The 18,640-nt window shown below is 68.2% G+C and carries 20 protein-coding genes; 16 read left to right on the forward strand and 4 right to left on the reverse strand.

Annotated elements, in window-relative coordinates; genetic code table 11:
- Positions 1-5 precede the first annotated feature (5 nt).
- The 5 genes from QWG60_RS01680 (at position 6) to QWG60_RS01700 (ending at position 4,554) form a co-directional block, all read left to right on the forward strand.
- Complete coding sequence (locus QWG60_RS01680; protein ID WP_146910351.1) at positions 6-872, forward strand: shikimate dehydrogenase family protein; 867 nt, start codon at positions 6-8, stop codon at positions 870-872.
- Positions 869-1,309 (forward strand): type II 3-dehydroquinate dehydratase, encoded by a 441-nt coding sequence (aroQ, locus tag QWG60_RS01685; RefSeq protein WP_146910353.1) that lies wholly within the window; start codon positions 869-871, stop codon positions 1,307-1,309. The genes QWG60_RS01680 and aroQ overlap by 4 nt, the downstream gene beginning before the upstream one ends.
- Before the next feature lie 319 nt (positions 1,310-1,628).
- Positions 1,629-2,651 carry a TRAP transporter substrate-binding protein DctP gene (dctP, locus tag QWG60_RS01690; RefSeq protein WP_146910355.1) on the forward strand — a complete coding sequence of 341 codons (1,023 nt, stop codon included), beginning with the start codon at positions 1,629-1,631 and terminating at the stop codon, positions 2,649-2,651.
- A 72-nt stretch (positions 2,652-2,723) separates the two neighbouring features.
- On the forward strand, positions 2,724-3,278 hold the full coding sequence (locus QWG60_RS01695; RefSeq protein WP_146910357.1) for a TRAP transporter small permease: 555 nt from the start codon (positions 2,724-2,726) through the stop codon (positions 3,276-3,278).
- 1 nt (position 3,279) lies between these two features.
- On the forward strand, positions 3,280-4,554 hold the full coding sequence (locus QWG60_RS01700; protein ID WP_146910359.1) for a TRAP transporter large permease: 1,275 nt from the start codon (positions 3,280-3,282) through the stop codon (positions 4,552-4,554).
- Between the two features lie 92 nt (positions 4,555-4,646).
- On the opposite strand, the gene QWG60_RS01705 is transcribed toward QWG60_RS01700, so the two are convergent.
- Genes QWG60_RS01705 through QWG60_RS01720 form a run of 4 tightly spaced genes read right to left on the reverse strand, consistent with a single transcriptional unit; the run spans position 4,647 to position 7,246 of the window.
- Positions 4,647-5,600 carry an AEC family transporter gene (locus QWG60_RS01705; protein ID WP_146908797.1) on the reverse strand — a complete coding sequence of 318 codons (954 nt, stop codon included), beginning with the start codon at positions 5,598-5,600 and terminating at the stop codon, positions 4,647-4,649.
- A 34-nt stretch (positions 5,601-5,634) separates the two neighbouring features.
- A complete protein-coding gene (locus QWG60_RS01710) occupies positions 5,635-5,793 on the reverse strand; it encodes an IclR family transcriptional regulator C-terminal domain-containing protein (RefSeq protein WP_281288380.1) in 159 nt (52 codons plus the stop codon).
- Positions 5,790-6,413, reverse strand: coding sequence for an IclR family transcriptional regulator (locus tag QWG60_RS01715; RefSeq protein WP_281288379.1), 624 nt, complete (start codon positions 6,411-6,413; stop codon positions 5,790-5,792). Before QWG60_RS01715 ends, QWG60_RS01710 begins: the two co-directional genes overlap by 4 nt.
- Before the next feature lie 53 nt (positions 6,414-6,466).
- Positions 6,467-7,246, reverse strand: a complete 780-nt coding sequence (locus QWG60_RS01720) for an IclR family transcriptional regulator domain-containing protein (RefSeq protein WP_146908795.1) — start codon at positions 7,244-7,246, stop codon at positions 6,467-6,469.
- Positions 7,247-7,399: 153 nt separating this feature from the next.
- Here QWG60_RS01720 and QWG60_RS01725 point away from each other — a divergent pair, with 153 nt between their 5' ends.
- The 11 genes from QWG60_RS01725 to QWG60_RS01775 all read left to right on the forward strand — a co-directional run bounded on the left by QWG60_RS01725 (position 7,400) and on the right by QWG60_RS01775 (position 18,612).
- Positions 7,400-8,755 (forward strand): class-II fumarase/aspartase family protein, encoded by a 1,356-nt coding sequence (locus QWG60_RS01725; protein WP_146908792.1) that lies wholly within the window; start codon positions 7,400-7,402, stop codon positions 8,753-8,755.
- Positions 8,756-8,986: 231 nt separating this feature from the next.
- On the forward strand, positions 8,987-9,805 hold the full coding sequence (locus QWG60_RS01730; RefSeq protein ID WP_146908790.1) for a CoA transferase subunit A: 819 nt from the start codon (positions 8,987-8,989) through the stop codon (positions 9,803-9,805).
- On the forward strand, positions 9,805-10,593 hold the full coding sequence (locus QWG60_RS01735; protein WP_146908788.1) for a CoA-transferase subunit beta: 789 nt from the start codon (positions 9,805-9,807) through the stop codon (positions 10,591-10,593). Before QWG60_RS01730 ends, QWG60_RS01735 begins: the two co-directional genes overlap by 1 nt.
- Positions 10,594-10,611: 18 nt before the next feature.
- A complete protein-coding gene (gene pcaF / locus QWG60_RS01740; protein WP_146908785.1) occupies positions 10,612-11,820 on the forward strand; it encodes a 3-oxoadipyl-CoA thiolase in 1,209 nt (402 codons plus the stop codon).
- Positions 11,821-11,889: 69 nt separating this feature from the next.
- Positions 11,890-13,074, forward strand: a complete 1,185-nt coding sequence (locus QWG60_RS01745; protein WP_146908782.1) for an alpha/beta fold hydrolase — start codon at positions 11,890-11,892, stop codon at positions 13,072-13,074.
- 16 nt (positions 13,075-13,090) lie between these two features.
- Positions 13,091-14,008, forward strand: a complete 918-nt coding sequence (pcaQ, locus tag QWG60_RS01750) for a pca operon transcription factor PcaQ (protein ID WP_146908780.1) — start codon at positions 13,091-13,093, stop codon at positions 14,006-14,008.
- Positions 14,009-14,156: 148 nt separating this feature from the next.
- Positions 14,157-14,897, forward strand: coding sequence for a protocatechuate 3,4-dioxygenase subunit beta (gene pcaH, locus QWG60_RS01755; protein WP_146908778.1), 741 nt, complete (start codon positions 14,157-14,159; stop codon positions 14,895-14,897).
- A gap of 20 nt (positions 14,898-14,917) precedes the next feature.
- Positions 14,918-15,550, forward strand: a complete 633-nt coding sequence (gene pcaG / locus QWG60_RS01760) for a protocatechuate 3,4-dioxygenase subunit alpha (RefSeq protein WP_146908776.1) — start codon at positions 14,918-14,920, stop codon at positions 15,548-15,550.
- Between the two features lie 220 nt (positions 15,551-15,770).
- Positions 15,771-16,799: a TRAP transporter substrate-binding protein gene (locus QWG60_RS01765; RefSeq protein WP_146908774.1), complete on the forward strand. Its 1,029-nt coding sequence runs from the start codon at positions 15,771-15,773 to the stop codon at positions 16,797-16,799.
- A gap of 3 nt (positions 16,800-16,802) precedes the next feature.
- Positions 16,803-17,333, forward strand: coding sequence for a TRAP transporter small permease (locus tag QWG60_RS01770; RefSeq protein ID WP_307725203.1), 531 nt, complete (start codon positions 16,803-16,805; stop codon positions 17,331-17,333).
- A complete protein-coding gene (locus tag QWG60_RS01775) occupies positions 17,323-18,612 on the forward strand; it encodes a TRAP transporter large permease (protein ID WP_146908772.1) in 1,290 nt (429 codons plus the stop codon). Before QWG60_RS01770 ends, QWG60_RS01775 begins: the two co-directional genes overlap by 11 nt.
- Positions 18,613-18,640: the final 28 nt, after the last annotated feature.

Below are 18,640 nucleotides of genomic sequence, written 5' to 3' on the forward strand. Positions count from 1 at the left end.
ACGCCATGAAACTGGGGCTGATCGGCAAGGCCATCATGAATTCCAGCTCGCCGGACCTGCACGTGCGGCTGGGCGAGCTGACCGGCATTCCCGCTACCTATGATCTGTTCGATGCCAACGAGCTACCCATCGACTCCCTGGACAGCCAAGTGCGTCGGGTGATGGCCGAGGGCTATCGAGGCGTCAACGTCACCTTTCCCTGGAAGGAGGCGGCGGTACAGCTGGCCGACGAGGCCACCGAGGGCGCCCGCATGGTCGGCGCGGCCAACACCCTGGTGTTCGAGGACGGGCGCATCCTCGCCGAGAACACCGACTTCACCGGCTTCGTCAGCGGCTTTCGCGCCACCCTCGGCGAGCGCGTCCCGGGGCGGGTGCTGCTGATCGGCACCGGCGGCGTGGGCAAGGCGGTGGCCTTCGGGCTCGGCCGGCTGGGCGCCGAGGAGATCGTGCTCCTCGACCTCGACGAGGCCAAGGCCCGTGGGCTCTGTGAGGAGCTCGGGGCCGAGGGCTTCCCGGCCTCGTGGATTCGCCCCGAGCAGCTGGCCGAGACGGTGGCGCGCTGCGACGGCCTGGTCAACTGCACGCCCATCGGCCACGAGAAGAGCCCCGGGTGCCCGATTCCCGGGGAGCTCATCGAGGCCCGTCACTGGATCTTCGATGCGGTCTACGTGCCGGCGGTCACCGAGTTCATTGCCGCCGCCCGGGCGGCCGGAGCCAGCGTGATGAGCGGCGTCAGCCTGTTCGTCTTCCAGGGCGTGGACGCCTTCAAGCGCTTCTGCGAGGATGCCGACAGGCGCGCCGCGGCCGACGAGCAGGCCGCCGCACTGTTCGCCCACTACAAACGGGAACTGCTGAAGGAGAATGACGGATGAGCGTGGGCAAGGTCCTGGTGCTGCACGGTCCCAACCTCAACCTGCTGGGCACTCGCCAGCCGGAGATCTACGGTCACGAGACCCTGGCGGACATCGACGACGCCCTGCGCGCCAGGGCCGCCGATCACGGCTGGGCGATCGACTGCCGCCAGAGCAATCACGAGGGCGAGCTGATCGATGCCATCCACGCCGCCCGCCTGGACGGCACCGGGGCGATCATCATCAACCCGGCGGCTTACACGCACACCTCGGTGGCGATTCTCGACGCCCTGAACGCCTTCGACGGCCGGGTGATCGAGGTGCATCTGTCCAACGTGCACAAGCGCGAGAGCTTCCGTCATCACTCCTACGTGTCGCTGCGCGCCGACGGCGTGATAGCCGGACTCGGCAGTCGAGGCTACCATGCCGCCCTGGAAGCATTGATCGCGGCCGGCTGAGAGCCGCTCCCTGTCCTCCGGGCCCGCCATGATGCGGGCCTTTTTTCTGGAACCTCGTTGCATTTGTCGTCGGCGATGCCCGGTGCCGTCAAGCCGGAGCCTCGCGACGGACGAGCGCTGGAACGCTGTCATGCAGCGGCCTGCAGGCAGGTGGGGAGGGAGTGACTTCAACCTTGGTCGTAATCCGATGGCGCCTCGTTGACACCCCGGCGGGGGGATTCTAGTGTTCGTCTCGTGCACTTAAGTTCGTTAGGCGAACTGAAAGCCTCCGGTCGGTGTTGGAACCAGAGACACAAACCATAATTAAGGGAGATCTCCCATGAACGTCAGAGCCGCCAAGTTAGCCTTTGCTGGTACCGCCCTCGCCGTCGGCGTGGCCTCGGTCGCCGAGGCGCAGCCGCAGACGATTCGTTTCGGCCACGTGGATCCGGATAACTGGCAGAATTCCAAGAAGGGAGCCGCCGCCCGGATCTTCAAGAACATCGTCGAGTCCGAAACCAACCTGTCGGTGGAGCTGTTCCCGGCCGGATCGCTGGGGGACGAGGACGAGATGATCCAGCAGGCCATCGACGGCATGACGCCGGTGGTGATGGTGTCCGGCGCCATGTCCAAGGTCTGCCCGGCCGCCAGCGTGCTGGACATTCCCTACATGTTCGAGTCCCCGGTGGTCGCCTGGGACGTGCTCGACGGCGAATTCGGCGACGCCCTGGCCCAGCACTGCCTGGAGCAGACCGGCCTGCGTACCCTGGGCTACGGTGAAACCGGGTTCCGTCACTTTACCAACAGCGACCACGAGATCCGCACGCCGGCGGACATGGAAGGCCTCAAGTTCCGCGTTCAGGATATTCCGCTTTACGTGGAGATGGTCGAAGGCCTGGGCGCCGAGCCCACGCCGATCGCCTGGTCCGAGCTTCCCACGGCGCTCTCCACCGGGGTAGTCGACGGCCAGGAGAACCCGGTGGGTACCATCTACAACAACAATCTGCATGAACTGCAGGACTACATGACCCTGGACGGCCACGTATACGGGACCGACTTCCTGCTGATCAACGAGCAGTTCTTCAGCATGCTGTCCGAGCAGGATCAGCAGGTGCTCGAACGTGCCGGTGAAATCGCCGGCAACATGGGGCGGTCCATCCAGCAGTTCACCACGGCCGAGGGGCTGAACGCGGTTCAGCAAGAGGGCATGCAGGTCTACAGCCCGACCGCGGACGAGCTGGCCGCCTTTCGCGAACAGGCCCAGCCGCCGGTCATCGAATGGCTGCGTGAGGACCTGGGCGACGATGCCGAATGGATCGACCGCCTCCAGCAGGCCGTGGCCGACGCCACCGCCGACGAATAACGCCGCCCCTCACGCCGTGCCGACCGAGCGTCGGCACGGCGTCTCCCCCTGACAGCATTAGACGGAATACCCATGGCAACCCTCTTCCATTTGACCCGGCGCCTCGCCACGGGGGTCTTCGCCCTTGGCGCCGGCCTGTCGATGGCGTTGATCTTCCTGATCGTGTTCGGCAACGCCTTCATCCGCTATCTCTTCGGCAGCTCGCTTGCCTGGGGCGATCAGGTGCCGGTCTTCCTCGGCATCTACGGCGTGATGTTCGGCCTGGCGCTGGCCTACGTGCAGGACCGCCACGTGCGCTTCGGTCTGATCGTCGACTTCCTGCCGGACCGGGCCCGCGAGGCGCTGTTCGTGGTCGTCGACCTGGCCGTGATCGTGATCGGCGCGCTGCTGGCGCGGTCCGGCTACCTGTTCATGGAGAGCCGCGGCGGGATGCGGATCTCCGGCCTGAGCGGCACGGTGCGCAGTCTTCGGGAGGCCACCGGCATGGAGTGGGTCGCCTCGCTGGGCACCCTGGCGCCGTACCAGTTCGCGCTGTGCCTGGGAGGGGCGATGCTCGCCGTCGCCGCGCTGATCAAGCTCGTCGAGCGCCTGACGTCACTGTGCCATCCGTCTTCCGAGGTGTCCTGACATGGTCTACGCCATCCTCTTGATCGGCCTCGCCATCGGCGTGCCGGTCGCCTTCGCCATCGTCGCCGCGCTGCTCTACTTCATGAGCAACGCCGGCTTTCCCTACCAGCTCTCCACCGTGGCCACCCAGATGTTCTCGGGGCTCAACTCCTTCGCCCTGCTGGCCATTCCGCTGTTCGTGCTGGCCGGCGAGCTGATGAACGAGAGCGGCATCACGGTGCGCATCATCGCCTTCTCCAAGGTGCTGATCGGGCGGGTGCGGGGCGGTCTGGCCCACGTCAATATCTGGGCCTCTGTGATCTTCGCCGGGCTGTCCGGCTCCGCGGTGGCCGATACCTCGGCGCTGGGGCGGGTGTTCATCCCCGAGATGGAGAAGGAAGGCTATCCGCGCGACTTCGCCGCGGCGCTGACCGCCGCCTCCTCGGTGATCGGGCCGATCATTCCGCCGAGCATTCCGGTGATCATCTATGCGCTGATCGTCTCCGGGGTCTCGGTGCCGTCGCTGTTCCTGGCGGGCATCGTGCCCGGGGTGCTGCTGGCGATGTTCCTGTCCGGCTACGTGATGATGTTCGCCAGCAAGTACGAGAAGCGTCGCGACGTCGAGATGCCCAAGGAGGAGAAGCGCTCCATCCTGATCGACGGCATCATCCCGCTGCTGATGCCGGTGTTCGTGGTCGGCGCGATCCTGCTGGGCATCGTCACGCCCACGGAGGCCGCGGCCTTCGCCGTCGCCTACGCGCTGTTCGTGGGGACGGTGCTGTTCCGCAAGCTCAGCTGGCGCGACCTGCCGGGGATCTTCTCGCGCACCATGGTCGACAGCGCGGTGATCATGATCATCATCGCCGCGGTGGGCGCCGCCAACTGGCTACTGACCTACAACCGCGTCCCCAACCTGCTCACCGAGCTCACGCTGTCCTACATCTCGACCCAGTGGACCTTCCTGCTGGCGGTGATCGTGCTGTTCCTGCTGGTGGGGCTGTTCCTCGAGGGCATCGCCGCCATGCTGGTGCTGGTGCCGATCCTGCATCCCATCGCCATGAGCCTGGGCGTGGACCCGGTGCACTTCGGCATCGTGGTGATCTTCAACCTGATGATCGGGCTGATCACGCCGCCCATGGGGCTGTGCCTGTTCGTCGCCGACTCGGTGGCCAAGGTGGGGCTGGGACGGCTGTCGATGCGCATCCTGCCGCTGTTCCTGGTGGAGCTGCTGGTGCTCTTCATCATCACCTTCGTGCCGGTGACGGTGACCGGCCTGCCGAGCCTGCTCGGCTACTGACGCCTCCCTGGCGGGGGATTCGCGGCGGGCGCTCGAGAGGGCGCCCGCCGTTTTTTGTTGTTGCTGTTTTCGCCGGCGGCGTGAATGCCGCGTCAGGCTACGGCGAAGAGATCGATATGGTGGATCAGCCACAGCACCAGGCTGATGGTCATGAAGGCGACCAAGGTGCTGACCATCAGGGTCGCGGCGGCGATCTCGCCCAGTCCGAAGCGCTGACCGAATAACGGGTAGACGCTGATCATCGGCGCGCAGGAAAACAGCAGGGCGGCGGTGATCAACAGGGGATCGACGTCTGGCAGCAACAGGAATATGCCGAGCACCGCCAGTGGGTGCAGCAGCAGCTTGCCTATGGCGATCTGGCTCATGTCCAGCGCCATGCCGTGGGGCCGCAGGCCATACAGCGAACCGCCGATCACGAACAGGGCGGCGGGGCCTGCGGCTTCGGCCAGCATGTCGATGACCTTGGCCGCCGGGCCCGGCAGAGAGAGGCCCGACGCGGCCATCAGCACGCCGATGAGCAGACCGATGAGAATGGGATTGCGCACCAAGCGTCTTCCCGTCTGGTAGAGCGTTTTTCGCAGGCCGTTGCCGGCCTGCTGCCCCATCTCCGCGAGGATCAGCGCCAGTGGAATGATCAGCAGGTTCTCGATCATCATGTTCAGAGCCAGTAACACCGCCGCGGGTGGCCCCAGCGCCATGGCGGCTACCGGATAGCCGATGAAGCCACTGTTGGCGGTGGACATGCCCAGCGCCTGGATGGCGCCGTTGGCCAGCGGCTTGCGCTCCAGCCCCAGGGTGAGGGCCAGGCCGAGCGTGAAGACCGCCAGCGAGCCGATACCGTAGGCCAGCAGATAGGTAGCGTCGAAGACCTCTTTCAACGGGTTCTGGGTCAGGGCGCGGATCACCAGAGCTGGCAGGGCGAAGAACATGACGAAGGTTGCGATGCCCTGCAGCGGCGCCGCCTCGATGATGCCGCCGGCACGGGCCAGATAGCCCAGGCCGATGATCAGGAAGATCGGGGTGGTGATGGCGAGAATGTCGAGCACGTAAGCCTCCTTGCCGTCGTGCCGGGTGACGGAATCAGGTGAAGAGTCGTGAGGACAGCCAGGCCTGGGACAGCTCCTCGGCGGCCTGGCGCAGGCTGGGCGCCAGGCGATGCATGCGCGGCTCGTCGAGTCGCACGCTGGGGCCGGCGACGCTGAGGGTGCCGAGCACCTGGCCGTTCAGCGGGTGCGTCACCGTGACGGCCAGCGCCGCCGTGCCGACCCCGCATGTTCCACCTGCCAGCTGTAGCCGTGGGTCCGGGTCCGGTTCAGGTAATCGATGAGCTCGTCATGGGACCGCGGCGCCTGGGGGCCGTAGTCGTCCGCCGGGCCGGTGTCCTGAGCCTCCACCAGGGCGATCGCCTCCTGATTGCTGAGTCGGGCCAGCCAGGCGTGGCCGGAGGCGGTGCAGAACAGCGGCGCCTCGCGTCCCATGTCGGGGTCGTAGCGCAGCCCGGAGCGGGCCCCTTGGGCCTTGGCGATCCAGATCTGGCGCTGGTTCTCGATGATGCCCAGGCGCACCAGTTCTCCCGACTCCTCGGCCAGCCGGTCGAGGATCGGCTGGACGATATCGGGCGCGCCGCTGCTGGCCAGGAAGCGGCTGCCCAGGGCGACCAGGCGAGTGGTCAGCTGGTAATGGGCGCTGAGCGATTCCTGGCGCACGTAGCCCAGGCGGATCAGCTCCTGGCAGATGCGGTGGGCGGCGCTCTTGGGGATCTCCAGCCGCTGGGCGAGTGTCTGCAGTGGCAGGCCGCGGGCATCGCCGGAGAGGGCGTCCAGCACGCCGAGGGTGCGCTCGATCAGGCTTGATGCCATGGCGATGTCCTTCTGGATGGCAGGGGGCCTTCACCCCCGGTCAGAGACGGGGCTCAGCTGACATGGGTGCGAATCAGGCGCACCTTGTCCTGCAGCAGCGGCAGGAACGACTGGGTCAGGGTGTCGAAGTCGATGCGCGCGGCGTTGGTGCTGACGTTGATGGCGCCGAGCAGCGTGCCGTTGGCGTCGAAGGCCGGCACCGCCAGGGAGCGCAGTCCGGGATCCAGCTCCTGGTCGACGATGCTGTAGCCCTGCTGGCGGACCTGCTCGATGCAGTTGCGCAGCTGGGTCTTGTCGGTGATGGAGCGCTCGGTGTGGGCGCTGAGCGTCACCCGCTCGAGGTAGGCATCGAGCTCGTCGTCGGGCAGCTGGGCCAGCAGCACCCGGCCCATGGAGGTGTAGGCCGCGGGCAGGCGGGTGCCGACCGACAGGGTGATGGCCATCAGACGATGTCGGGCCGACGAGCGGCACACGTAGGTCACCTCGTCGCCGTCCAGCACGCCCAGCGACGAGGATTCGCCGATCTCGGTGGTGATGTCTTCCAGATACTGCTGGATCACCGCGCGATACTGGTTGGCCGACAGATACGAATAGCCGAGCTGCAGCACCTTGGGCGTCAGCTCGAAGTGGCGCTGCTGCTTGCGCACGTAGCCCAGGGCATGGAGCGTCAGCAGGAAGCGTCGGGCGCGGGCGCGGTTCATGTCCGTCTTGGCCGCGACCTCGCTCAGCGTCATGCGCGGGGTGTCGTCATCGAAGGCCTGGATCACCTCCAGGCCACTGGCCAGGGCGGTGACGAAGTCGCGATCGTCCGGGGTCAGGGTGTCGTCTTGCATGGGCGCATCATCGCAGGTTGTCCGTATCGAGTTGATGGGGCATCCGCCAACAATCTAGCATAATGTTCGAACTGCGAACACTTGTGCGACTTTAGTCAGGGTCGCCATGACCGCTCTAGATTGCCACTTCCTGCCCACCGCGGAGATTCTGCCATGCCCGTCGATATGCTCCAGTCCCCCTTCATGAGTCAGGAGGCCCAGGCGGCCAGCCGCGACGAGGACTTCGTCGGCGCGATGCTGGCCTTCGAGTTGGCCCTGGCCGAGACCCAGGAGGCCGAGGGCGCCATCCCCGACGGCACCGCCGAGCGCATGCGGGCCCATCTGGAGGGGCATGCCTTCGACGTGCCCGCCATTACCGCAGGCATCGCCAGCGGCGGCAACGCCGCTATTCCCTTCGTCAAGGCCGGCCGCGCCGCGCTGCCCGACGATCTCAAGCGCTACTGGCACCTCGGCGCCACCAGCCAGGACGTGGTCGACAGCGCCCTGATGCTGCTGCTCGCGCCGCGCCTGGCGCGGCTCGATGCGATGCTGGAGCGCTGCCGCAGCGCCGGCATCGCGCTGATGGTGCGCCACGACGAGACCGTGATGGTCGGACGCACGCTGATGCAGCAGGCGCTGCCGATCACCTTCGGCGTCAAGGTGGCGCACTGGGCGCTGGGCCTCGAGGAGGGGCGCCGGCGGCTGGCCGGGCTGACGCTGCCGGTGCAGTTCGGCGGCGCGGTGGGCGTGCACTCCGGTTTAGACGGGCCGGGCCGGGGCGAGCAGGGGCTTCAGATCATGGACGGTCTCGCCGCGCGGCTAGGCCTGGCGGCGCCGGTGCTGCCCTGGCACACCGATCGCCAGCCGATCCATGCCCTGGCCAGCGCCGTCGATGCGCTGGCCGGCGCCGCCGAGAAGCTGGCACTGGACGTTTCGTTGCTGACCCAGACCGAGCTGGGCGAGGTGGCCGAACCCGCCGGCGAGGGCATGGGCGAATCGTCGTCGATGCCCCACAAGCGCAATCCGGTGCGCTGCGCGATGATCCGCGGGGCCTGCCGCCGGGTCCATGGCCATGCCTCGGTGATCCTCAACGCCACGGCGCAGCCGCTGGAACGCGGGCTCGGCGAGTGGCACGCCGAGTGGATGCCGCTGGTCGACGGCGTGCTGCTGCTGGAAGGCGCACTGGAGCAGGCCGCCGTGCTGCTCGAGGGGCTGGAGGTCAACGCCGAGGCCATGCGCCGCAATCTCGCGGTGACCGGCGGCGCGATCATGGCCGAGCCGGTGGCGCGGCGGCTGACGCCGCAGCTGGGGCCCGATGCCGCCAAGGCGCTGGCGGCGGACGCGGCCGAGCGCGCCCGACAGGCGGCGTTCCCCTATGCGCAGGCCCTGGAAACGCTGCTGGGGGAGCGGCACCCCGAGCTGGCGGGCGAGATCACGCGCGATGAGCTCGAGGCCGCCACGAATCCAGCCTTATACCTTGGTAGCAGCAAGGCCCAGGTCGCGCGAGCGGTCCGCTGGCTGGAAGGCTGAGTAACTCGCTGAAAAAAATGGAAATTCGATCAATGACAGGAGCCGACCATGCCGGCTCCTGGCGTTTCCGGCGTTTGACGCCGCGGGGCGTGCGGATTAATTTGTTCGTACTGCAAATCTATGTGCGTATACCGAACTCTTCGACGCGCATGGAGATCCGAACAGCAACCGTGAACGCCGGCGATCCCTGCACACTCCTCGATCCGGGCGTTCCCATCAGAGGCGACTATCATGGCCGAGATCCTCAGCCTGCATGACGCGGTGGCGCGCTACGTCGAAGACGGCGCCACCGTGGCCATGGAGGGCTTCACCCACCTGATTCCCTTCGCCGCCGGGCACGAAGTCATCCGCCAGGGCAAGCGCGACCTGACCCTGATCCGCATGACGCCGGACCTGGTCTACGACCAGCTGATCGGCGCCGGCTGCGCCAAGAAGGTGATCTTCTCCTGGGGCGGCAACCCCGGCGTGGGCTCGCTGCACCGCCTGCGCGACGCGGTGGAGAAGGGCTGGCCGCATAAGGTCGAGATCCTCGAGCACAGCCACGCCGCCATGGCCTGCGCCTTCGAGGCCGGCGCCGCCGGGCTGCCGCTGGCCGTACTGCGCGGCTACGTCGGCAGCGAGCTGCCAAACGTCAACGACCAGATCAAGTTCATCGAGTGCCCCTTCACCGGCGAGCGCCTGGCCGCGGTGCCGTCCGTGCGCCCGGACGTCTCCATCGTCCACGCCCAGAAGGCCGACCGCGCCGGCAACGTGCTGGTCGAGGGCATCGTCGGCGTGCAGAAGGAGGCGGTGCTGGCCGCCACGCACAGCATCGTCACGGTCGAGGAGATCGTCGACGATCTCGACACCCATACCAACGCCTGCGTGATCCCGGGCTGGGCCATTGACGCCATCGCCGTGGCCGAGCAGGGCTCGCTGCCGTCCTACGCGCACGGCTACTACCCGCGCAACAACCGCTTCTACAAGGAGTGGGACACCATCGCCCGCGACCGCGATGCCTTCACCCAGTGGATCGAAGAGAACGTCATGAACGCCGGGGAGACTGCCTGATGAGTAGCGTCGAGAAGAGCCTGGACTACACCGCCGGCGAGATGATGACGGTGACCGCCGCGCGGGCACTGGAGAACGGCACCACCTGCTTCGTCGGCATCGGCCTGCCCAGCGAGGCCGCCAACCTGGCGCGCTTGACCCACGCCCCGGACGTGGTGCTGATCTATGAATCCGGCACCCTGCAGACCAGGCCCGAGGTGCTGCCGCTGTCGATCGGCGACGGCGAACTGTGCGAGACCGCGCTGACCACCGTCTCGGTGCCGGAAATGTTCCGCTACTGGCTGCAGGGCGGCAAGATCAACGTCGGCTTCCTCGGCACCGCCCAGATCGACCGCTACTGCAACCTCAACACCACCCTGATCGGCGACTACACCGCGCCCAAGGTGCGCCTGCCGGGCGGCGGTGGGGCGCCGGAGATCGCCACCAACGCGGGCGAGGTGTTCATCACCCTCAAGCACTCCAAGCGCGCCTTCGTCGACCAGGTCGACTTCATCACCACCCTGGGCTTCGGCCGCGACGGCAAGGGCCGCGACGGCGTGCCCAACATCGGCAAGGGCCCGACCCGGGTGATCACCGACCTGTGCGTGATGAAGCCGGATCCCGAGACCAAGGAGCTCGTCGTGGTGTCGCTGCACCCGGGCGTGACCGCCGAGCAGGTCCAGGAGGCCACCGGCTGGGAGATCCGCTTCGCCGAGACCCTGGAGAACACGCCGGAGCCCAGCGCCCGCGAGCTCGAGGTGCTGCGCGCACTCAAGGAGCGCACTGCTCAAGCCCACGCCGGCCAGTAAATCAGGAGAGTATCGAATATGACCGATGTCTATCTCTGTCATCCCCGCCGCAGTGCCATCGGCCGCTTCGGCGGCACCCTGGCCAGCGTGCGCCCGGACGACCTGGCCGCCGACATCTTCAAGGCGGTGCTGGCCGAGGCTCCCCGGCTGGAGGCCGCGGCGATCGAGGAAGTCTTCATGGGCTGCGCCAACCAGGCCGGCGAGGACAACCGCAACGTGGCGCGCATGTCGTCGCTGCTGGCGGGCCTTCCGCCCTCGGTGCCCGGCACCACCATGAACCGCCTGTGCGGCTCGGGCATGGACGCGGTGGGCACCGCCTTCCGCGCCATCAAGGCCGGCGAGATGGACCTGGCGCTGGCCGGCGGCGTGGAGTCCATGTCCCGCGCGCCCTACGTGATGGGCAAGGCCGAGAGCGCCTATGCCCGCGGCCAGCAGATCGAGGACACCACCATCGGCTGGCGCTTCGTCAATCCGCTGATGAAGAAGGTCTATGAGACCCACTCGATGCCCGAGACCGCGGAGAACGTCGCCGAGCAGTTCGGCATCTCCCGCGAGGATCAGGACGCCTTCGCCGCGCGCTCCCAGGCCAAGGTCGCCGCGGCCCAGGAGGCCGGGCGCTTCGCCGAGGAGATCGTCGCCATCGAGATCCCGCGCCGCAAGCAGGAGCCGCTGATCTTCGATACCGACGAGCACCCGCGGGCCGGCACTACCGTCGAGAAGCTCGCCAAGCTGCCGACGCCGTTCAAGGCCGAGGGCGGCAGCGTCACCGCGGGCAACGCCTCCGGCGTCAACGACGGCGCCGCGGCGATGCTGGTGGCCAGCGCGTCCGCAGTGGAGCAGCATGGCCTGACGCCGATGGCGAGAATCGTCGGCATGGCCACCGCCGGCGTCGAGCCGCGCATCATGGGCTACGGCCCGGTGCCGGCCGTGCGTCGCCTGCTCGAGCGCACCGGCGTGTCGCTGGACGAGATCGACGTCATCGAGCTCAACGAGGCCTTCGCCGCCCAGGCGCTGGCCTGCATGCGTGACCTGGGCCTCGAGGACGACGACCCCCGGGTGAATCCCAACGGCGGCGCCATCGCCCTGGGCCATCCGCTGGGCATGTCCGGCGCGCGGCTGCTGCAGACCGCCGCCGTGGAACTCCAGAAGAGCGGCAAGCGCTACGCGCTGTGCACCATGTGCGTCGGCGTGGGGCAGGGCATCGCCACGCTGATCGAGAGAGTATAGAAAGAGACGCTCGACCGTCTCCGGGGCCGGCGTCGCCGGCCCTTCCCGTTTCCTGTACGGAGAGAACGCATGGCATTTCTGAACATCGACGGGCGCAGCGTGGCCTATCGCCTGCTCGGCGCCGAGGCCAATCCGCTGGTGATCCTGGCCCATCCGCTGGGCATGACCCAGGCGGTCTGGGACGACGTGCTGGCGGCGCTGCTGCCGCGCTATCGGGTGCTGACCTGGGACCTGCCCGGTCACGGCGCCAGCGAGGCCTGGCCGGCCGACGGCGGCGAGATCACCCCCGAGGCGCTGGCCGCCGAGGCGCTGGCCCTGGCCGAACAGGCCGGCGCGGCACACTTCCACTTCGTCGGCACCTCCATCGGCGGCGTGATCGGCCAGCAGCTGCTCAAGGCGCACGCCGAGCGCCTGCTGTCGGCGACGCTGACCAATACCGGCGCGGTGATCGGCAACGCCGAGCTGTGGAGCACCCGGGCCGGGCGCGTGCGCGAGGAGGGCCTGGCGGCGATGGCCGGCGAGATCGTGCCGCGCTGGTTCGCGCCCGATCTGGTGGCGCGCGTGCCGGCGCTGGACCAGGGCTGGCGCGTGCAGATGGGCCGCACCGACGACGAGAGCTACGCGCGGCTGTGCGAGATGCTCGGTCGCACCGACTTCCGCGGCCAATTGAAGGGCCACGGAGTCGACGTGCACCTGCTGGGCGGCAGCGAGGACATGGCGACGCCGCCGGAGACGCTGCAGACCCTGGCCGCCGAGTGCGGCGGCGTGCCGCTCGAGGTCATCGAGCGCATCGCCCACGTGCCCTCGGTGGAGGCGCCCGAGATGGTCGCCAAGCGGCTGCTCACGTGGATGGCCGCGGATCGTTCGCGGGTCGGCGAGCAGGGCGTGGCCTACGCCGAGGGCCTCGAGACGCGCAAGCAGGTGCTGGGCGAGGCCCACGTGGCGCGCTCCACCGAGAACGCCAACAGCCTCGACGCGCCCTTCCAGCAGATGATCACCCGCCTGGCCTGGGGCGAGCTGTGGAGCAACGAGGACCTGACCCGCGCCGAGCGCAGCATGATCACCACCGGCATCCTGGCCGCCCTGGGGCGCGAGGAGCTGGAGCTGCACCTCAAGACCGCCAAGCGCATCGGCCTCAGCGAGGCCCAGCTGCGCCAGGTGCTGATGCACGTGGCCGTCTACGGCGGCGTGCCGGCGGCCAATCATGCCTTTGCCCTGGCCAAGCAGCTGGGCTGGGGAGAGGCGCAGGACTGACGCCGGAGGAGCCCCGATGCTGAGCTCACGCATCAAGCTGCGTCATCTGCAGGCCTTTCTCGAGGTGGCGCGGCAGCGCAGCTTTGCCCGCGCCGCCGAGTGCCTGGCGATCAGCCAGCCGGGCGTGTCCAAGACCATCCGTGAGCTCGAGGAGATCCTCGGCGCCGAGCTGTTCGAGCGCGGGACCCAGGGCGTGGCGCTGACCCAGGCCGGCCTGACCTTCCTGCGCCACGCCGGGCCGGCGATCCGGGCACTGGAGGAAGGCGTCAGTGCGGTCGGCGATGCCCACCAGGGCGCTCGCTGGCTGCGCGTGGGGGCGCTGTCCACCGTGGAGAGTCGCCTGCTGCCCCATGCCATTCGGCGCTGGCAGGCTGCCCAGTCCTCGGAGTCGGTCGGCGTCGACGTGGTGACCGGGCGCAGCGCCTTCCTGCTCTCGCAGCTGCGCCTCGGCGAGCTCGACCTGGTGGTGGGGCGCATGACCGAGGCGCGCGAGATCCGCGACCTGACCTTCGAGCATCTCTACTACGAGCCGCTGGTGCTGGTGGTGCGCGTCGGCCATCCCCTGGCCGGCGTCGCTTCCCTGGCGCCCGGTCGGCTGGTCGAATTCCCCTGGGTGCTGCCGCCGCCGCAGACCACGCTGCGCCAGCAGGTCGACAGCTTCTTCGTGCGCCATGGGCTGGAGCTGCCCGGCCGGCTGCTGGAGACCCTGTCGCTGCCGGTCAGCGCGGGCTACACGCGGGACAGCGAGGCGATCTGGGTGGCGCCCCGGGAAGCCGTGATCGAGGAGCTCGAGGCCGGCCGGCTGGTCGAGCTGTCGCTGCCGCTGGAGGGGCAGGGCGGTTCGGTGGGGCTGTGTATCAACGCCAGCATGCAGCCGTCGCTGGCGCTGGAGGCCTTCTGCGAGGCGCTGCGCGAGACGGCCTCCGAGCGCTGACGTGATGATGTTCAAGCCATAACCATAGGGTTATGGGGTCTCGGCGAGACGTCAATTGGCAGCCCTGCGACAGGACGCCACACTGCCGATATCGGTCCGGCGCGCCCGAGGTGCGTCGTCCTACTTCACGCCAGCAAGAGAACTCGAGATGCAAAACGACAACAAGCGCTTCGTGGAGCGCGACCGTGACTGGCATCCCCCGGCCTATGCCCCGGGCTACAAGACCAGCGTCGCCCGCTCGCCGAGCCAGTCCCTGGTCAGCCTGCAGACGCCCAGCGCCTCCGAGCTGACCGGTCCGGACTTCCGCCAACTGCGCATGGGGCGCTACGACAACGACCTGCTGATGAACTTCCGCGAGGACCCCGCCCTGGCGGGCAGCGCCGGACTGCCGGCGGGCGAGCGGATCATCATGTTCGGCCGCGTGGTCGATCAGTACGGCAAGCCGGTGCCGCATACCCTGGTGGAAATGTGGCAGGCCAACGCCGGCGGCCGCTACCGTCACAAGAAGGACGGCTACCTGGCGCCGCTCGATCCCAACTTCGGCGGGGTGGGGCGCTGTCTCACCGACGAGCAGGGCTGGTATCGTTTCCGCACCATCAAGCCCGGCCCCTATCCCTGGCCCAACGACGTCAACAGCTGGCGCCCGGCGCATATTCACGTCTCGGTGATGGGGCCGGCAATTTCCACGCGCCTGATCACCCAGATGTACTTCGAGGGCGATCCGCTGATCCCGCTGTGTCCGATCGTGCAGACCCTGCGCGACCCCGAAGCCGTCGAGACCATGATCGGTCGTCTCGACATGGCGCGCAGCCGCCCCATGGACTGCCTGGCCTACCGCTTCGACCTGGTGGTACGCGGCGAGCTGCAGACCTACTTCGAGAACCAGTGACACAGGATCAGGGGACCCTCATGAAACAGCCCAATTCCCAGCCCACCGCCGAGCTGATGCTGCGCGAGACCGCGTCCCAGACCGCCGGCCCGTACGTGCACATCGGCCTGGCCCTGGATGTGGCCGGCCTGCCGGAGCGCGACGAGGAAATCTGGAACCGCATGGCCCGGCCCGAGGCCGATGGCGAGCACATCGAAGTGGTCGGCACCGTCATCGACGGCAACGGCGACCTGGTGCGCGACGCCCTGCTCGAGGCCTGGCAGGCCGACGCCCGGGGCGAGTACCGGCCCGAGTTCGACCTCGAGCAGCCGTTCAACGGCTTCGGCCGCACCGCCACCACCGCGGAGGGTGCCAGTGAGTGGCGCCTCGAGACCATCAAACCGGGCACCGTCACCCGCGGCGACGGGCGGGTCATGGCGCCGCACATCAACCTGGCGATCTTCGCCCGTGGCGTGAACATCCACCTGCAGACGCGCCTCTACTTCGAGGACGAGGCCGAGGCCAACGCCGCCTGCCCGGTGCTGAACGCCGTCGAATCCCCGGCCCGTCGCCAGACGCTGATTGCACGGCGCGAGGAGGCCGACGGCCGGGTGCGCTACCGCTTCGACATCCGCCTGCAGGGCGAGGGCGAGACGGTGTTCTTCGACTTCTAGGCCCGCGACGGTCATCTTTCCCCGAGTGCGACAGACCCTGCTCCGGCGGGGTCTTCGTCGTGGTCGCATGTGCGTTTCAGGGTGGCCGTCGGCTACGACCAAAGTCGCTTTTCGCCCCGGCATTGGGTGGTTTACCTTCAGGTCGTAATCACGAACACATGTTCACCATGCGAACTCGGCATGGCGCATCACAACGATACAAGACGTTCGGAGAAGCCCCATGAAGACTCACGTCACCGCCTGCCTGCTGGCCGCTTCCGTGGCCGGTTTGACCGCCGCCTCCGCCGAGGCCGCCACCACCCTGCGCATGGCCCACTTCTGGCCCGGCGCCTCCGCCATCAACCAGGATCTTTTCGAGGACTGGGCGCAGACCATCGAGGAGGCGTCCGACGGCGAGCTGCGCGTCGAGATGTATCCCTCCGGCACCCTGGCCAAGCCCGATGGCATCTACGAAGCGGCGGCCAACGGCATCGCCGACATCGGCGCCACCGCCCAGGGCTACACCGCCGGGCGCTTCCCGCTGTCGCAGATCGTCGAGCTGCCCGGCGTGGCCACCAGCGCCACCCAGGGCGCCTGCGTGCTGCAGACCCTCTACGATGACGGCCATCTGGACGCCGAGTACGAGGACACCCGCCCGCTGTTCATGTTCACCACCGGTCCGGGGGGCATCCACACCATCGACACCGACGTGCAGGTGCCCGTGGATCTCGAGGGGCTGCGTATCCGCCGCCCGACCTCCGTAGCCGGCGACATCCTCGAGAACATGGGCGCCAGCCCCGTGGGCATGCCGGCCCCGGACATCTACACCGCCATGCAGCGCGGCGTGATCGACGGCCTGAGCTTCCCCTGGGAAGGCATGAAGGTGTTTCGCCTCAACGAGCTGACCGAGCACCACACCGAGGTGCCGTTCTACTCGCTGATCTTCGTCGCCACCATGAGCCAGCGCACCTATGACCGCCTGAGCCCCGAGCAGCAGGCGGTGATCGACGACAACTCCGGCATGCAGTGGGCCGAGAACGCCGGCGCGGTGTTCGACCGCCTCGACCGCGAGGGCAAGCAGGAGGCCGCCGAGGCCGGCCATACCATTCGCGAGATCGCCGATCCGCTGCAGGATGCCGACTGGCAGAAGCCGCTCCAGGACGGCATCGACGGCTACCTCGCCGGCCTCGAGGAGCGCGGCCTGCCGGGCCGCGAGGTCTACGAGGCGGCGCTGGCGGCCAGCGAGTCCTGCGCGGCTCCCCAGGAATAATCCATGATGACGGCCTATCTGGAACGGGCCAGCCGCGGGCTGGCCCTCGTCTGTCGGGTGGTGGCCGGCGTCGCCCTGGTCGCCCTGCTGGCGGTGACTATCGCCGATGTCAGCACCCGCTATCTGTATCGCCTCACCGAGGGCGCCATCGCCCTGCGCGTGACCGGCAGCGTCGAGCTGGTCAGCTATCTGATGCTGTGCTCGCTGCTGGCGGCCATGGCCGCCAACGTCGAGAAGAGCCAGGTGGTGGTGGAGGCCTTTTCCCATGGCCTCGCGCCGGCCATCAAGCATCGCCTGCACGGGGGCTATCTGCTGGGCTTTGCGGCGCTGGGCCTGATCCTGTGCCTGGGCCTGTTCGACTCGGCGCAGAGTGCCGCCTCCCACGGCGAGGTGACCCAGGACCTGCGCCTGCCGATGAGCCCCATCTACTACGCGGCGTCGCTGCTCAGCCTGCTGCTGGGCGTGCGTAGCCTGATCGAGGCGCTGCTCGGTGCGCTGTTCGGTCACGAGTCGGAGGTGTCCCATGGGGAGTGAAATGATCGGCGCGCTGGGCCTCGGCGCGCTGCTGATCCTGATGATCCTGCGCGTGCCGGTGGCGCTGACCATGCTGATCGTCGGCGTGGTGGGCTTCGCCCAGGTGATCAGCTGGGACGCCGCCATCGCCCAGCTCAAGACGGTGCCGGTGGAGGTGCTGTCCAACTACAGCTTCAGCGCGGTGCCGATGTTCATCCTGATGGGCGTGCTGGCGGCCCACTCCGGCATGGCCGGCAAGCTGTTCCAGGCCACCCGGGTGATCTGCGGCGGCTGGAAGGGCGGGCTCGCCATCGCCGCGGTGGGCTCCTGCGGGGTGTTCTCGGCGATCTCCGGCTCGTCGCTGGCCACCGCCAGCACCATGACCCGCGTCGCGCTGCCGGAGATGGAGCGCTACGGCTATCACCGCGGCCTGGCCACCGGGGCGCTGGCCGCCGGCGGCACCCTGGGCATCATGATCCCGCCGTCCATCGCGCTGCTGATCTACGCCATCCTCACCGAGCAGTCGGTGGGCGACATGTTCATGGCCGGCCTGGTGCCGGGGCTGATGGGGCTGGTGATGTACGCCCTGACCGTGACCGTGGTGATGCGCATGAAGCCGTCGCTGGCGGTGGCCGGCGAGGCGACCCCATGGCGCGAGAAGCTGGCCTCGCTGGGTGGGCTGGTGCCGTTCTTCGCGGTGTTCCTGATCATGATCCTGGGCATCTACTTCGGCATCTTCACGCCCACCGAGGGCGCCAGCGTGGGCGCCTTCGCCACCCTGCTCTATGCCCTGGCCAAGGGCCTGCGCGGGCGCGAGCTGTGGCGCGCGGTGCAGGAGACCCTGGCGCTGTCGACGGTGGTGTTCTTCATGCTGGTGGGCGCCGACACCCTGGGCTACTTCATCTCGGTGTCGCGGATCTCGTTCTCGATCAGCGACTTCCTCTACGGCATGGAGCTGGCGCCGATCGTGGTCGTGCTGTGCATCCTGCTGATGTACTTCGTGTTGGGCATGTTCATGGATTCCATCGCCATGCTGGTGATCACGGTGCCGGTGGTGTTCCCGATCATCCAGTCGCTGGGCATCGATCCGGTATGGTTCGGCATCGTCACGGTGCTGACCGTGGAGCTGGGGCTGATCACCCCGCCGGTGGGCATGAACGTGTTCGTGATCAAGGCCATGGCGCCGCACGTGGCGCTGGGCGAGATCTTCCGCGGCGTGTCGCCGTTCATTGCCTCGGACTTCGTGCGCCTGGCACTGCTGATCCTGTTCCCGGCGCTGACGGGGCTGTTCCTGCTCTAGGCCAAGTGCGGCCGAGCCTTAACGCCCG

Source organism: Halomonas halophila (genome assembly GCF_030406665.1).
GTDB classification, from domain to species: Bacteria; Pseudomonadota; Gammaproteobacteria; order Pseudomonadales; family Halomonadaceae; genus Halomonas; species Halomonas halophila.